The following is a 14,742-nucleotide window of genomic DNA, read 5'->3' on the forward strand; positions in this document are numbered from 1 at the left end:
GCTGGAAAAGGAGTGTAAGAGAATGACTGAAACGCTCGATGGCAAGCGATTAATCCCCACGGGAGATATCAGAAAATTAGAAAAAGAGAACGAATATTTGCGAACTGAGTTGATGCAGCAAAAAATGCTGTTAAATAAGACGTTAGATGCCATTTTTATATTTGATCAGCACCTCAACATTATCCAAGCCAACGAAGCGACATGCAGGCTTGTACAGACACCGAAAGAAGACCTCCTCAATAAATCCGTTCTAGATTTCCTATACGGCATCCCGAAAGATAAAATTGAATGCTCACTCGAGATTTTTTTTCGAAAAGGTACATTAAAAAGAGAAATCTCCATCCAGCTTGAAAATGGCGAGACAAAATACATTGAATTTGTCGCAGAACATGACGCCTTGAATCAACAATATATTGTGGTGATGCGAGATATTTCTTCAAAGAAAATCTTAGAACGAGAACGCTCCATGAATGAGCAGCTGTTCAAAGATTTGTTTGACCGAGCGATTGATGGTATGGTCATTTTTGATCAGGATGGCTGCATGATCGACGCCAATCACTCTTTTTGTCAGAGCTTTGAGCTTCAAAAGACAGATTTAGCAGATCGTTATTTAAATGAATTTGTCGAAGAAGAAAATCTTCCAGCTTTGCAGCACCTTTTAACGTCATTAAAAGAAACAGGGAAGGCAAAGGGAGAGCTTCCCGTTACCCTTCAATCTGGTCAGCACAAATTATTCGAACTGACCATCACATCAAATGTTATGAGCGGTTTTTATATGTCCATCATGCGGGATATTACAGAAAAAAGGTTAATGGAAGAGAAGCTGTTAAAAAGTGAAGAACGCTTTAGAGAAATATTCGAAAATGCGATGGATGCTATCATCATATGGGCGGACGATGGAGAGATTGTGAGAGCCAATGAATCGGCCTGCCGTATTTTTGAATTACCAATGCATCAGCTGATTGGCAAGAAACTCACAGACTTTCTCGTCAAATCTGATAAGAGATATAGACCGACAAGAAGACGTTATATCAGGAATGATGAAATAAGGGAAGAACTCCTGTTCAGAATGGCAAATGGTCAATTTAAAGAGCTTGAGTTCACCTCGAAGCATGCGGTATTAGAAGGACAGCACTTAACCATTTTACGTAATGTCAGTGATAGAAAGCGAATGGAGCAGGAGCTTCGTGAAAGTGAGCTCAAATTCCGTAAAGTATTTAACGGGTCAATGGATGGCATTGTTCTTTTCGATAATCAATACCGGATTATTGATGTCAATCCTTCTGCAAGCGAACTGCTAGAACTGAAGGACGATCATTTAACTGAAATGAATCTCTTTCATATACTTGCCCCATATCAAATTGAAAATTTAGCACAGCCCGCTCAGGCGATGTCATTAGATGAGATGGACAATGAGGTTCCGTTTGTGCTGAGCCACCCAGATCAGCGCATACTGGAATTCTCCTTTAAACGCAATATTATTCATAACATGAATCTAGCGATCTTTAGAGATGTGACAGAGCGGAAGGAACTAGAAGAGCGGGTGAGAAAATCAGATACACTTCATGTGGTCGGAGAGCTTGCCGCTGGAATTGCACATGAAATTAGAAATCCGATGACGGCATTAAAAGGCTTCATTCAGCTGCTGAAAGGAAATATTGAAGGGGAGTATTCACTCTATTTCAATGTCATCACATCAGAGCTAAAAAGAATTGAATCCATTATTACAGAATTTTTGATTTTAGCGAAACCGCAAGCCATTGTGTATGAAGAAAAAAATGTGGTGCAAATTGTAAAAGACACGATGGATCTTCTGCACGCACAGGCGAATCTTGGCAATGTCCAAATGCACCTCAATGTCATGGATGAGATTCCGCTGATCTACTGTGAACAAAATCAATTAAAGCAAGTCTTCATTAACATTTTAAAAAATGCGATTGAAGTGATGCCGCGGAAAGGAAATGTATACGTGAGCATTCAGCGGAAGGGCGAGGAGCATATTGTCATTTCATTGCGTGATGAAGGCTGCGGAATGACAGAGGATAAGCTAAAGCGTCTTGGTGAACCATTTTATACAACGAAAGAACGAGGAACTGGACTTGGTTTAATGGTTAGTTATAAAATTATTGAAGAGCATCAAGGAACCATTGAGGTAGAGAGTGAGGAAGGAGTAGGGACAGTTTTCCACCTTACGCTGCCACTTAGGCAACAGAAACAAGAAGGAGAGCTTTAATATGTATTATACAGTCTATAGCGCACCAATCGGGGCATTATACATACTAGAAAAAGACGGTGTCATTATCGAAGTGGTGTTTGATGATGAACCGTTTTTGGCAAAAAAGCAGACAGCCGATCTTAAAAAAGCAGATACGCCGGTCTTGCGAGAAGCGAAAAAACAGCTTGATGAGTATTTCAAGGGAGATCGTAAAGTATTCGATCTTCCACTCAAGCAAGCTGGCTCTCCATTTCAAGAGCAAGTGTGGGAGGCACTTTCGGCTATTCCATACGGTGAATCAAAAAGCTATGCAGACATTGCAGAAGCGATTGGCAATCCAAAGGCCGTCAGAGCCATTGGACAAGCCAACCGGCGCAATGCCTTGCCTATTTTTATCCCGTGTCACCGGGTCATTGGAAAAGACCGGTCTCTCACGGGTTATGCAGGAACGAAGACAGATATGAAAGCGGTTCTGCTTGAATTAGAAGGCATCCCATTTGTTCAAAAATAAATCGATTGACCTGTTCCAAATGTTTAGCAAACGACATATCCTTTTATTAAGCTAAAAAAGTTGGTTGAGGGAAAAAGGAGGGCGCTAGGATGTTTTGGGGCAAAAAAGATAAAATGTATGCCGTCACGTCACTATGTGTCAAAATGAACGTTTTGACAGAGGAACAAAAAAAAGAAATTTTAGCCAAAACGATCGAAACAAAAAAGCGCGGTGCTCTTAAATGACAAGAACACGGCGCTTTTTTGTGATCAGAGTGAGATGCTTTCAGTGAAAAGTGCATCAATCTCCTCTGTGTAATTGGAAGTGATAATTCCTTTCTCTGTAATGATACCTGAAATGAGATGGTGGGGAGTGACATCAAAGGCGGGATTAAATACCTGAACATCGGGCGGTGCAATTTGTATGCCGTTTAATTCCTTAACTTCCAGCGGGTCGCGCTCTTCAATCGGAATATCTGCCCCATCGCGGGTCGATACATCAAAGGTCGAAAGTGGTGCTGTAACAAAAAACGGAATTTGAAAGTGTTTGGCCAGAATGGCAAGACCTAACGTTCCAATCTTATTCGCTGTATCTCCATTTCGAGCGATTCGATCAGCTCCAACAATGACAGCAGAAATTTGCTTTTCTTTCATCGTATGGGCTGCCATGTTATCTGTGATGAGCGTCACATCCACACCGCCCTGCATCAGCTCCCATGTCGTCAGTCGAGCGCCTTGAAGAACAGGGCGTGTTTCACAAGCATAAATGTGAAGATCAAGATTTTTCTTTTTGGCTAAATAAAAAGGAGCAAGTGCTGTTCCGTAACGGCTCGTTGCGATGGAGCCTGCATTACAAATGGTCATAATACGGTCACCTGATTTAAAGAGCTGGAGAGCATTTTGACCAATTTGCCTGCATGTTTCTTCATCTTCGATTTGAATTTGAATGGCTTCATGGACAAGATCTGTTTTGGCTGCATTCACCGAAGCAGCACGCTCAATGCGCTGAATCAGTCGGTCTAATGCCCAGGCAAGGTTCACAGCTGTTGGACGAGCACTGTTTAAATATTCTTTTAGTCGAGCGACTTCTTGTTGAAAGACATCAATTTCTTCTGTATCAATTCCTTGAGCACTCAGCGCCAGCCCAAAAGCTGCTGTAATGCCAATAGCAGGTGCTCCGCGCACTTTTAACGTCACAATCGCATCATACACATCTTCTTTAGTAAATAAATGCTCAAATACGGTTTCGGCCGGTAATTTTTGCTGATTCAAAATGTTAATATGGTTTTCTTCCCATTCGACGGAACGGGGAACTTCAAATTCTTTAGACAAAACCCGTCACTCCTTTACAGATTGCTGGAATAATGCGACGAGGTCAGACGCTGTTTCCACTGCATGATATTGTTTAATGAATGTTTTTCCGAGCGTAAGTGCTGCTTTTTTCTGCTGAATCCGTTTAGTTGATGATGGAATCGCATCCAGATCAGCCGCATGAGCAAGCCCAATTGTTCGGCGAACAAGCTCACAGCCGGCAAAGCCTGTCGCTTCTTTTAAAATACGGTCAAAGGTTGTTTCTAAAAAGCTGTCCGATACACTAAACGCTTCAATGCTGTCTTCTTTCCAAGCCTTTGTGAACACTTCTTTGAATGTGGCCCATACATTGACAACATGAGCAAAAAGGTGCTGCTGATCCTGTTCATTCTCATGAGATAAAGCATTCAAGAACAGATTGGCAATAAAGTGTCCGATATCAAATCCAAAGGGACCGTAAAAAGCGAATTCTGGATCAATGATCTTTGTTTCAGTCTCGCTTGCAAAAATACTGCCTGTATGAAGATCTCCATGAACCAGTGTTTCAGCTGAGGTTAAGAAAATGCGCTTTAGCTCTGCTGCTTTTGCTTGCACGGCAAGATCCGCCCACAGCGCTTCGGCATCTTCTCTTAATTCCTCTTCGAAGTCATTTGTTTTACTATTAAAGAAAGGGTCTGTGAAGACGAGCTTTTCTGTGATGTCACAAAGATCAGGGTTCGTAAACTGCTTCACGAATTGTTTTTTGATTTTAGGATTTGTGGCAAAGTCAGATGTGTAAAATAGTGTTTTGCCTAAAAATTCACCGACATGATCTGATAAGTGCGGATATTGTTTTCCGGCAATTAGCCCTTTTCTGACGATTTCTAAGTGTGATAGATCCTCCATTGCTGTCACAGCAAGAGCTGTATCAGAATAATAGACTGCTGGTACGAGGTGCGGCGCATATTCTGACTGCTTAATCAGTGCAGCACTTTCAATTCTTGCACGGTCTAATGTAAGCGGCCAGCTCTCCCCAACCACCTTTGCATAAGGCAGTGCCTGCTTGATGATCAATCCTTTTTCACGTTTGTGATCAAAAATATGAAAGACGTAATTTAAATTCCCGTCACCGATTTCAGTACATGTCAAATGACTGCTTTCTTGGATCAAACCAAGTCTAATCGCCAGTGCAACTGCCGAGCTCTCTGTTAATTCTTCATATGATGCCGTAAGTGTAACCAATTGCTTCCCCTCCAAATCATATAAAAAAGCCTCTTTCTCCTGAGAGAAAGAGGCTTGATAGCGTGTATGCTCTAAGCCTCTCTTATCTCTCAGCACATACGTCTGATGGAATTAGCACCGTGCCCTATAAGACAATTGTCTTGGCGCTTTACTTGCTGCGCCCCACTTCACAGTGGTATTAACGGTCGGTTGCTGTTGGGGTCAAAAGGCCAAATCCCTCGCCCAACTCTCGATAAGAGAAATCAATATGTCATTGTTTTGTCTGCATGCATTTCTTAATTCAAGATATTATCAGAGCTGCTCTTCACATGTCAATCTTTTTTCAAAATTGCTTTACAATTCATAAAACAATCCATTACAGTGAGTGTATTGTCACGTAACTTGAATAGAAGGTGAAAAAAATGGAATTCCAGCAATCAGATGTGTTGAAACATTTACCGAAACAGTTTTTTGCGTCGCTTGTCCAAAAAGTGCAGAAAAAAGTGCAGGAAGGAGCTGATATCATTAATTTAGGCCAGGGAAATCCTGATCAGCCAACTCCTCCGCATATTGTAAAAGCCATGCAGGAAGCGGTAGCAAAGCCTGAAAATCATCAATACTCTTCATTCCGCGGGACGGCGAAACTAAAAAAGGCCGCCTCAGCCTTTTATGAAAGAGAATATGGCGTCACGCTTGATCCGATGACGGAGATCGCCATTTTATTTGGCGGGAAAGCGGGACTTGTTGAGCTGCCGCAATGCTTACTGAATCCGGGTGATACGCTGCTTGTCCCAGACCCTGGTTATCCTGATTACTGGTCAGGCGCTGTGCTTGCTGGAGCTCATATGGTCACCATGCCTCTTCTTGAACAAAATGATTTTTTACCTGACTACCATCTATTGCCTGAGGCTGATAAGAAACAGGCAAAATTGATGTACTTAAATTACCCAAACAATCCGACTGGTGCCACTGCAAGTCGTGCATTTTTTGAAGAAACCGTTACGTTTGCGAAAGATCACAAATTGTGTGTTGTCCATGATTTCGCATATGGCGGCATTGGATTCGATGGAGAAAAGCCGGTCAGCTTCCTGCAAATAGATGGAGCGAAAGAGACGGGTATTGAAATTTACACATTGTCCAAAACATATAATATGGCCGGCTGGAGAGTTGGTTTTGCAGCAGGAAATTCCTCTGTCATTGAAGCGATCGAGCTTTATCAGGATCATCTGTTTGTGTCACTGTTTAAAGCTACTCAAGATGCAGCAGCAGAAGCTCTTTTAAGCGATCAAACGTGCGTACAGGTGCAAAATGATCGTTATGAAAAAAGACGAAATACATGGATCGCTGCCTGCAAGGAGATTGGCTGGGACGTAAGTGCTCCAAAGGGATCATTTTTTGCTTGGTTAAAGGTGCCAGAAGGATTTACATCTGAATCCTTTTCTAACTTATTATTAGAGAAAGCGCATGTTGTCGTGGCGCCGGGGAATGGCTTTGGTGCTGGCGGTGAAGGCTACGTCAGAGTAGGGCTTTTAACAAGTGAGAAGCGGTTAAAAGAAGCCGCAGAGCGCATCGCTGCCTTGCAGCTATTTGAAAAAAGCCATTGACAACGTAAAAAAATGGTGGGATAATTCAGGCAATATTGAAGAAAATTGAATATTCTTATCAAGAGTAGGCAGAGGGACTAGCCCAATGAAGCCCGGCAACCGACTTCCATGAAGCACGGTGCTAATTCTTGCAGCAGGCGCTGAGAGATAAGATTCGGATGAATGAGACGAAACCTCTTTAAGGCGCTGCCCAAGCACTTAAAGAGGTTTTTTTATTGAACATATAGAGGACGCAATCGAAAGGGGATTCCTAGTGAGTGAATTACTGGCAACATACGTATTAACACATCGAGAGGATGAACAAATTGACCGTAAAGCGGAGCAGATCGCACTTGGTTTAACAGTTGGATCATGGACGGATTTGCCGCAGCTCAAAAAGGAGCAGCTTAAAAAACATAAAGGCCGAGTAGAGAAAGTGACAGAAAAGGTTGCATCAGCTGAAAATCGCCTGTATCAATCAGAGGTAACAATTGCTTATCCTGAGGCTAACTTTTCAGCAGACTTACCAGCCGTTTTAACAACGATATTTGGAAAGCTTTCACTAGATGGGAAAGTAAAGCTTGTCGATATAGAATTTTCGAATAGGTTTAAAAGAAAGCTGCCTGGACCGGTATTTGGAATAGAGGGGATACGAAAGAAATTAGATGTGTTTGATCGTCCGTTATTGATGAGTATTTTTAAAGGCGTGATCGGCCGTGATATGGCGGATTTAAAAGAGCAGCTCCGTTTACAGGCATTAGGCGGTGTTGACTTCATCAAAGATGATGAAATTTTATTTGAAAGTCCATTAGCCCCTTTTGAAGAACGAATCAAAGAAGGAAAAAAGATATTAAAAGAAACATATGAAGAGACAGGGCACCGAACGCTGTACGCCGTTAATTTAACTGGCAGAACCTTTGATCTTAAAGGTCGAGCAAGGAAGGCCGCTGAACTTGGAGCAGATGCGCTTCTATTCAACGTCTTTGCCTACGGACTTGATGTCATGCAAAGCTTAGCTGAGGACCCAGACATTCAATTGCCTATTATGGCACATCCAGCAGTGAGTGGCGCGTTTACATCATCTCCTGAATATGGGTTCTCACATTCGCTTCTTTTAGGTACATTAAATCGATATGCTGGCGCTGATTTGAGCCTTTTTCCATCTCCTTATGGATCGGTCGCACTTCCGAAAACAGATGCCCTTGGTATCTATGAAGCTTGCGTAAAAGAGGATACGGTTCAAAAAACGTTCCCTGTCCCATCAGCAGGCATTCACCCTGGTATGGTTCGAGTATTGATCAAAGATTTTGGATTCGATCATGTGATTAACGCAGGTGGAGGAATTCACGGACATCCGCGGGGAGCCATCGGCGGAGGGAAAGCATTTCGATCCATTATTGATGCGGTGATAAATGAAGAGCCCATCCAAGAAAAGGCATCATCTTGCGAAGACTTAAAAGCAGCACTTGATCTTTGGGGAAGGGTAGCAGAATAAATGAAAAAACCAATTGTATGTTGTGATTTTGATGGAACGATTACGAAAAATGATAATATTATTCGCATCATGAAGCAGTTTGCACCAAGTGAATGGACGAAGCTGAAGGATGGTGTCCTGTCAAAAGAGATCACGATTCAAGAAGGCGTCGGACAGATGTTTCAATTACTAACGAGTGATCAGAAGGAAGCCATTCAGTCGTTTATTTTAGAAGATACAGAGATTCGAGATGGATTCGAACAATTTGTTGATGATGTAAAAAAAGCAGACATTCCTTTCTATGTGTTAAGCGGCGGTATGGACTTTTTTGTCTATCCCATACTCGAAGGCATTGTAGATCCAGCCGATATTTATTGCAATCATGCGTCATTTAAAGAAGATCATATTCAGATTGAATGGCCGCATGACTGCGATTCAGAATGTCAAAATGGCTGCGGCTGCTGCAAGCCCTCGATCATTCGAGAGCTGACTCATGAAAATGACTTCATTATCATGATCGGAGATTCAGTGACCGATATTGAGGCAGCAAAACATGCGGATCTCACGTTTGCGCGTGACTATTTGCTGAATGAGTGTAAAGAGCTCGGGCTCGTACATAAGGAGTATGAAACATTTATCGATTTAAAAGCGCAATTTGTTCAAATAAAGGAAGTGAAGGAATGGCTGACGCAAAGAGTAAACGATGGCAGGAGCTAGCAGACGTCAAACGTGAATTGGCACAAAGAGACTGGTTTTACGGAACAAGCGGCAATTTATCTATTAAGGTGTCGGATGATCCAATCACATTTTTGGTGACGGCAAGCGGCAAAGATAAACGAAAAGAAACGGACGAAGATTTTGTTTTAGTGGATGCAGCAGGTCAGCCTGATGATCCAAATCAACCGCTCAGACCATCGGCCGAAACACTGCTTCACACATATGTGTATGAGCGGACGAAAGCAGGCTGCTGTCTCCATGTCCACACAATCGATAATAATGTCATTTCAGAGTTGTATGGGGATAAAGGAGAGGTTCGTTTTAAAGGCAACGAAATCATAAAAGCCCTTGGTTATTGGGAAGAGGATGCAGAAGCCATTCTTCCTATTATTGAAAACCCAGCCCATATTCCGCATCTTGCAGAACAATTTGCAGCGCACCTTACAGAAGAGACGGAATCAGGTGCTGTGCTCATTCGCAATCATGGCATCACTGTCTGGGGAAAAACAGCATTTGAAGCAAAACGAGTGTTAGAGGCTTATGAATTTTTATTTAGCTATCATTTAAAATTAACGCTTTATCAAAAGCAGCTTGTTAGATAAAAAGGAGGAAAAACACATGGCGACGATTTTTATTCATAATGAAGAGAACACATTACTTGAAAACGAACAAGAGGTAGCGGCATATTTAGAAAAACAAGGGGTCATTTATGAACATTGGGATATTGAAAAGCTGCCAAACCGGTTATCAGAAAAGTATGATTTAACAGATGAGGAAAAAGAAGAAATTTTGACCGTTTTCCAAAAGGAAATACAAAATATATCTGAACGAAGAGGGTACAAAGCGCAGGACGTGATTTCATTATCTGATGCGACACCAAATCTTGATGAGCTGCTCCAAAACTTTAAGCGTGAGCATCATCATACAGATGACGAAGTACGGTTTATTGTGAGTGGGCACGGAATCTTTGCCATTCAAGGCAAGGATGGCGTCTTTTTTGATGTGAGACTGAATCCAGGAGATTTAATTTCTGTGCCTCCGAATATCCGTCACTACTTTACACTGCAAGAGGATCGCCAAGTGGTCGCAGTTCGCATATTTGTCACAACTGAGGGCTGGGTGCCAATTTACGAAGAAGAAACGGTTTAATGAAAGGAGCTGATCCTTCCGCATAAGGCGGAAGATCAGCTTTTTTTTAGGAAAATAGACATGAAATGAGAAAGAAAATGGTTGATTTTGATCTTCTGCATAGGATAAAATTCTGTTTAATCAATGTGTCAGTCCTGCCCAAATTTGAAGTTTACCCCCAGATATGATTGAGTAAGAGGTCTTTAGGCTGTAAAAAATTAAATAAAATAAGCATATTTAATTTAATTTACAAATAAAGTATAATTTTGGTGTCGGATCATTTAGAACATAGACAGACGAATTCATTGCGGGAGCTGAGATCATGAATATTTATGTAAGGAAAGAACAACTGCTGATGTCCATTGATGAAAAGAGAAAACAAATGGTAGAAGCAGCTCAAGTGGAAGGGTACACAGGTGAGACGACAATTAAATATAGTCAAGAACTGGACAACCTGATGAATGAGTATCAGCATCTTCTTTTTCATGAAAAACAATCTGTTGCATCCCTTCATGATCTTGTGTCCCAAATGAGTCTCCTATCTGTGAACCGGCCCTCTTACTGACATGAAAAAACCGGTCTTGCATAAGCAAAACCGGCTGAACTCTTCAGCTATGCTGAGTGAGCGGAAGGAAGCATGATCATAACGGTTGTTCCTTTATTCACTTCGCTGTGAATATCAATTGTCCCGCCATACATCGAAATGATTCGTTTACACACGACAAGCCCAAGACCTGTGCCTTTTTCCTTCGACGTAATAAAGGGGAGGAAGATATGCTTTAGCATCTCTTCTGGTATGCCTTCACCCGTATCCTTCACTTTAATGATGACATGTTCTTTTTCAGCCTCAATCACAATCTTCAAATGACCGCCATTTGGCATCGCTTCTAAAGAGTTTTTCGCTACGTTTAATACGACTTGTTTAATGTGATCCTTCGTGCAATACACACCAACATCTTGAATCGTATTGATTTGCAAATCAACCTCGACATTATACAGGTTCGCCTCAGAGAAAACGATCGGCATGATCTCACTCACAATTTCTTTTACAGAATTATTCTGCCATTTTTCTGCAGTAGGTTTTCCTAACACAAGAAACTCACTGACTATTTGGTTAATCCGTTTAATTTCTTCCTCTATGACAGAAAAATAGAGCTGATCTTCTTCTGAATGATACTTCTTTTGCAAAAGCTGTATAAACCCGCTAATCCCTGTTAATGGATTGCGAATTTCGTGTGCTGTACTTGCCGCGAGTGTTCCAATTAATTCAATCTTTTGCGCCTCATTTTGATGACGCTCCTGCTGGGTTTGACGCCTTAAAATGATATATTGGACAAGTGTGAATAAAATATTTAATAAAATAAACGCACTGGATAGAGGAACCAGCGTAACGGACAGCACTTCACTAGTTGAAGCACGCTGCGGAAAAACCTCTAGCTTCCAGCTGTTTTCATCTAAATATGTAGATACGGTGCTGCCATTTTCTGATGCTGGCTGCGGCCCACTTGTAAACACAACATGTCCATTTTGATTCAGCATCTTAAAATGAAGATCTGGGTTCAATACATTCATGATATTTCTTAAATAGTCAATTTGAATGGCGGCGACTAAAACATTGGTGACTTCTTCGTTTTCATTCAAAACAGGGACACAAATGGAGAGAATCCGCTGTTTTGTAATTCTACTCACATAGTTATCTGTGATCACGGTCTGCTTGGTCACTTGAATGCGCTTAAAATAATCTCTGAATGAAAGGTTGATTTTTTCCTTTAACGGTGTGGTACTTGCTGTTACATTTCCTTTTTTGTCTAAAAGATACAGGCCTGAAAAACGAGGTTCTTGTTTATAGATTTTCTCTAGGATGTTTTGTACTTTTTTCGCCTCAAGCGGCTGGTCAAATCCCATGGCAAGGGAAGTTAATCTCGCTTCTGTTTCACTAATTAAATAATTCATTTGGTTTTTGTGAATATTTAACATAAGTGTAGCAGTTTGTTTGTTTTTTAAATCGATTTTTTCAGTTTCTTTTTCGTAGATAAAATAACTAATGATTAGGGTTGGAATCATCACCAAAATAAGGTACAGCCTGATCTTCTTCCAAAACCCTTTCAGTATACTCATCATTCATCGCTCCAACGTATTACCTAATAAACTTATTATAGCATTGAACCTATCTTTATTACGATGACTTGTATGATTTTTAAAAAATTAGGTGATTCGTTCTGGTCTCATTTTCATGCTAAAGATGGGTCAACATGTTGACATTTTACTTATTGTTTATTAATGTCACATTAGTGGGTTGCATTTCATAAAGGATGATAAAAAATGGAAAATCATAATGTTGAGAAATCTTTGAAATTATTTATTGTATTATCACGTGCTTATCGCTCAATCAATCATCACATGAACAAACATATTGTCAAGCACGGTCTGAATCCGACTGAATTTGCTGTACTAGAATTGCTGTATCATAAAGGTGATCAGCCGCTTCAGCAAATCGGTGATAAGATTTTACTCGCAAGCGGAAGCATCACGTATGTGGTCGATAAATTGGAGAAAAAAGAACTCCTCAGTCGTAAGGCTTGTGCAGAAGACCGCAGGGTGACATTTGCGCATATTACGGAACAAGGACGAGCTTTGCTTGATGACATCTTCCCAGATCATGCGAAAGAAATTCATGAGATGATCAGTGTGCTGAGTGAAGAAGAGAAGGATGCCTGCATCGATATGCTCAAACATGTGGGGCTGCGTGCAAAGCATTTATATGATCATAAAGAATAAACAAATAAAAAAGGAAGCCGCTGGTGGCTTCCTTTTTTATTTCGCTTTTCTCTCAATCGGTAAAATAAGTACTTCTACGCGTCTGTTTTTACTTCTGCCTTCCGCTGTATCGTTTGAGGCAATCGGTTTGAATTCACCGAAGCCTTTTGTGCTAAAGTTCTCTTGGTCTAGGTTGCTGTTCTCAAGTAGAATACTTAAAAAGTTTACAGCACGAATCGCGCTTAAATACCAGTTTGATTCAAATTCTGAATTTCTAATGGGGACATTATCTGTATGTCCGCTAATGACAATGTCACGAGCAGGGTTAATGACAAGCAGTTTTGAAATTTCTCTTGCTAACGGGACATCCTGCGGGCGGATAACCGCTCGGCCAGAATCAAAGAAGATGCTGTCTTCAATCGTAATGAGCAGACCTTCATCCGTAAGCTTTGTTTCGAGCTTGGAGCCAAGTTTTTTATTTGCAATGAATGAATCTACTTGTTTTTTGACCTTTGTCAGAACCGCTTGGTCTCGCGCTTTTGCTTTGGCTTCTTCATCATCTTCTTCTTCTGATTTCTTAGTTTGATTGCTGTTTTCGGTTTCCTCAGTGCTTTGCATGCTGGATTGATCCATGACACCAGTGCCGCCAGTAAAAACAACATTAAAAGACTTGGCCATCTGTTCATATTTCGCAGCATCAATGGAACTAGATGCAAAGAGCACTATGAAGAGGGCGAGAAGAAGCGTAAGAAGATCGGCATAAGGGATGAGCCAAGATTCATCTACATGTTCATCGTCATCATGTTTTTTACGTTTCCTAGCCATTCTGTTTTTCTCCTTCTTCAATGACAAGATTTGCGCGTTCTTTCGCTGGTAAGTACATGAGCAGTTTTTGTTCAATGACTTTTGGAGATTGACCTTCAAGGACAGAAAGAATGCCTTCGATCATAATGAGACGAAGCTTTACTTCTTCCTTAGATTTACGCTTCAGCTTGTTCGCAAATGGATGCCATAACACATACCCGGTAAAAATCCCAAGCAGCGTGGCAACGAAGGCCGCACTGATTGCATGTCCAAGTGCTTCAATATCTCCCATGTTTGCAAGTGCGGCAATGAGTCCGACAACGGCGCCAAGTACACCAAGCGTCGGAGCGTATGTACCTGCTTGTGTAAAGATTAATGCGCCTGACTGATGTCTTTCAGACATGGCGTCAACTTCTTCTGTTAAGACGTCGCGAATAAATTCAGCACTTTGACCGTCAACCGCCATGCTTAAGCCGTTCTTTAGAAAATCATCATCGACTTCCTCAAGGCTAGCTTCTAATGCCAAAAGACCTTCACGACGAGCAATTTGAGCCCAGTTTGAAAAAAGAGGGATCATTTCTTGAATCGTTGGAAGCTTGTTATCTTTGAAAATTTTCCCGAACAATTTTGGTGTTTTCTTAATTTCACTAGATGGGAATGCGATGACAACAGCTGCAATCGTTCCAACAACAATAATCAATATAGCCGCCGGGTTGATAAGAGCGGTTAGACTCACACCTTTCAAAACCATACCGACACTCAGTGCAATAAATGCTAAAATAATACCAATTAACGATGTTTTGTCCATTATCTCACCAAATCCTTTAACTATCTTTTTCTATAGTTAATATCGGTGTGTTCTAGAAGGGTTTTAGTCAGAATATAAAATTAAGACAGTTTCTGTGAAGAAATTTTGAAGAAAGCGCTTTCTATTTGCCGTAAAAAAGAAACTCCCTTATAGATGTAGGGAGTTTCTTTTTTCATTTTGTGGTGTTTCATGTATAAGCAGCTCTTTTAATTTTTCTTCATATATGATTTTGATCAGATCGTAGTTCCAATTTATC

General features: G+C 41.1%; 15 protein-coding genes and 2 riboswitches. Of the genes, 10 read left to right on the forward strand and 5 right to left on the reverse strand.

Annotation, left to right across the window (positions count from 1 at the left end; translation table 11 throughout):
- Nucleotides 1–22: 22 nt before the first annotated feature.
- The 3 genes from NPA43_RS06340 to NPA43_RS06350 all read left to right on the forward strand — a co-directional run bounded on the left by NPA43_RS06340 (nucleotide 23) and on the right by NPA43_RS06350 (nucleotide 2,950).
- Nucleotides 23–2,233 (forward strand): PAS domain-containing sensor histidine kinase, encoded by a 2,211-nt coding sequence (locus tag NPA43_RS06340; protein WP_256499501.1) that lies wholly within the window; start codon nucleotides 23–25, stop codon nucleotides 2,231–2,233.
- Between the two features lies 1 nt (nucleotide 2,234).
- On the forward strand, nucleotides 2,235–2,726 hold the full coding sequence (locus NPA43_RS06345; RefSeq protein WP_099727447.1) for a methylated-DNA--[protein]-cysteine S-methyltransferase: 492 nt from the start codon (nucleotides 2,235–2,237) through the stop codon (nucleotides 2,724–2,726).
- An 89-nt stretch (nucleotides 2,727–2,815) separates the two neighbouring features.
- Nucleotides 2,816–2,950, forward strand: coding sequence for a hypothetical protein (locus tag NPA43_RS06350; RefSeq protein ID WP_256499502.1), 135 nt, complete (start codon nucleotides 2,816–2,818; stop codon nucleotides 2,948–2,950).
- Between the two features lie 24 nt (nucleotides 2,951–2,974).
- Here the strand turns inward: NPA43_RS06350 and mtnA are convergent, their stop codons facing one another.
- Both mtnA and mtnK read right to left on the reverse strand, forming a co-directional pair.
- On the reverse strand, nucleotides 2,975–4,036 hold the full coding sequence (gene mtnA, locus NPA43_RS06355) for an S-methyl-5-thioribose-1-phosphate isomerase (RefSeq protein WP_099727446.1): 1,062 nt from the start codon (nucleotides 4,034–4,036) through the stop codon (nucleotides 2,975–2,977).
- Between the two features lie 6 nt (nucleotides 4,037–4,042).
- Nucleotides 4,043–5,236, reverse strand: coding sequence for an S-methyl-5-thioribose kinase (gene mtnK / locus NPA43_RS06360; RefSeq protein WP_099727445.1), 1,194 nt, complete (start codon nucleotides 5,234–5,236; stop codon nucleotides 4,043–4,045).
- Nucleotides 5,237–5,316: 80 nt separating this feature from the next.
- Nucleotides 5,317–5,474: riboswitch (SAM riboswitch) on the reverse strand.
- Nucleotides 5,475–5,637: 163 nt separating this feature from the next.
- On the opposite strand from mtnK, the gene NPA43_RS06365 reads away from it, so the two are divergent.
- The 6 genes from NPA43_RS06365 to NPA43_RS06390 all read left to right on the forward strand — a co-directional run bounded on the left by NPA43_RS06365 (nucleotide 5,638) and on the right by NPA43_RS06390 (nucleotide 10,682).
- Nucleotides 5,638–6,819: a pyridoxal phosphate-dependent aminotransferase gene (locus tag NPA43_RS06365; protein ID WP_099727444.1), complete on the forward strand. Its 1,182-nt coding sequence runs from the start codon at nucleotides 5,638–5,640 to the stop codon at nucleotides 6,817–6,819.
- 52 nt (nucleotides 6,820–6,871) lie between these two features.
- A riboswitch (SAM riboswitch) is annotated at nucleotides 6,872–6,973 on the forward strand.
- A gap of 99 nt (nucleotides 6,974–7,072) precedes the next feature.
- On the forward strand, nucleotides 7,073–8,293 hold the full coding sequence (mtnW, locus tag NPA43_RS06370; protein WP_099727443.1) for a 2,3-diketo-5-methylthiopentyl-1-phosphate enolase: 1,221 nt from the start codon (nucleotides 7,073–7,075) through the stop codon (nucleotides 8,291–8,293).
- Nucleotides 8,294–8,989 (forward strand): 2-hydroxy-3-keto-5-methylthiopentenyl-1-phosphate phosphatase, encoded by a 696-nt coding sequence (locus tag NPA43_RS06375; protein WP_099727442.1) that lies wholly within the window; start codon nucleotides 8,294–8,296, stop codon nucleotides 8,987–8,989. It begins immediately after the preceding gene.
- The gene (locus tag NPA43_RS06380) at nucleotides 8,953–9,591 is read left to right on the forward strand and encodes a methylthioribulose 1-phosphate dehydratase (protein ID WP_099727441.1); all 639 of its coding nucleotides are present in this window, start codon (nucleotides 8,953–8,955) and stop codon (nucleotides 9,589–9,591) included. Before NPA43_RS06375 ends, NPA43_RS06380 begins: the two co-directional genes overlap by 37 nt.
- Before the next feature lie 16 nt (nucleotides 9,592–9,607).
- On the forward strand, nucleotides 9,608–10,138 hold the full coding sequence (locus NPA43_RS06385; RefSeq protein WP_099727440.1) for a 1,2-dihydroxy-3-keto-5-methylthiopentene dioxygenase: 531 nt from the start codon (nucleotides 9,608–9,610) through the stop codon (nucleotides 10,136–10,138).
- A 301-nt stretch (nucleotides 10,139–10,439) separates the two neighbouring features.
- A complete protein-coding gene (locus NPA43_RS06390) occupies nucleotides 10,440–10,682 on the forward strand; it encodes an aspartyl-phosphate phosphatase Spo0E family protein (protein WP_099727439.1) in 243 nt (80 codons plus the stop codon).
- Between the two features lie 47 nt (nucleotides 10,683–10,729).
- Here NPA43_RS06390 and NPA43_RS06395 read toward each other — a convergent pair whose 3' ends face one another.
- Entirely contained in the window at nucleotides 10,730–12,235 is a 1,506-nt protein-coding gene (locus NPA43_RS06395; protein ID WP_230031149.1) for a sporulation kinase KinD, read from the reverse strand.
- Between the two features lie 204 nt (nucleotides 12,236–12,439).
- Here NPA43_RS06395 and NPA43_RS06400 point away from each other — a divergent pair, with 204 nt between their 5' ends.
- Nucleotides 12,440–12,895 (forward strand): MarR family transcriptional regulator MhqR, encoded by a 456-nt coding sequence (locus NPA43_RS06400; protein WP_003211701.1) that lies wholly within the window; start codon nucleotides 12,440–12,442, stop codon nucleotides 12,893–12,895.
- Nucleotides 12,896–12,931: 36 nt separating this feature from the next.
- On the opposite strand, the gene motB is transcribed toward NPA43_RS06400, so the two are convergent.
- A complete protein-coding gene (gene motB, locus NPA43_RS06405) occupies nucleotides 12,932–13,699 on the reverse strand; it encodes a flagellar motor protein MotB (RefSeq protein WP_256499503.1) in 768 nt (255 codons plus the stop codon).
- On the reverse strand, nucleotides 13,692–14,486 hold the full coding sequence (gene motA, locus NPA43_RS06410; protein WP_256499504.1) for a flagellar motor stator protein MotA: 795 nt from the start codon (nucleotides 14,484–14,486) through the stop codon (nucleotides 13,692–13,694). Before motA ends, motB begins: the two co-directional genes overlap by 8 nt.
- Between the last annotated feature and the right edge of the window lie 256 nt (nucleotides 14,487–14,742).

This window comes from Bacillus pumilus (assembly GCF_024498355.1).
Taxonomy (GTDB): Bacteria; Bacillota; Bacilli; order Bacillales; family Bacillaceae; genus Bacillus; species Bacillus pumilus_P.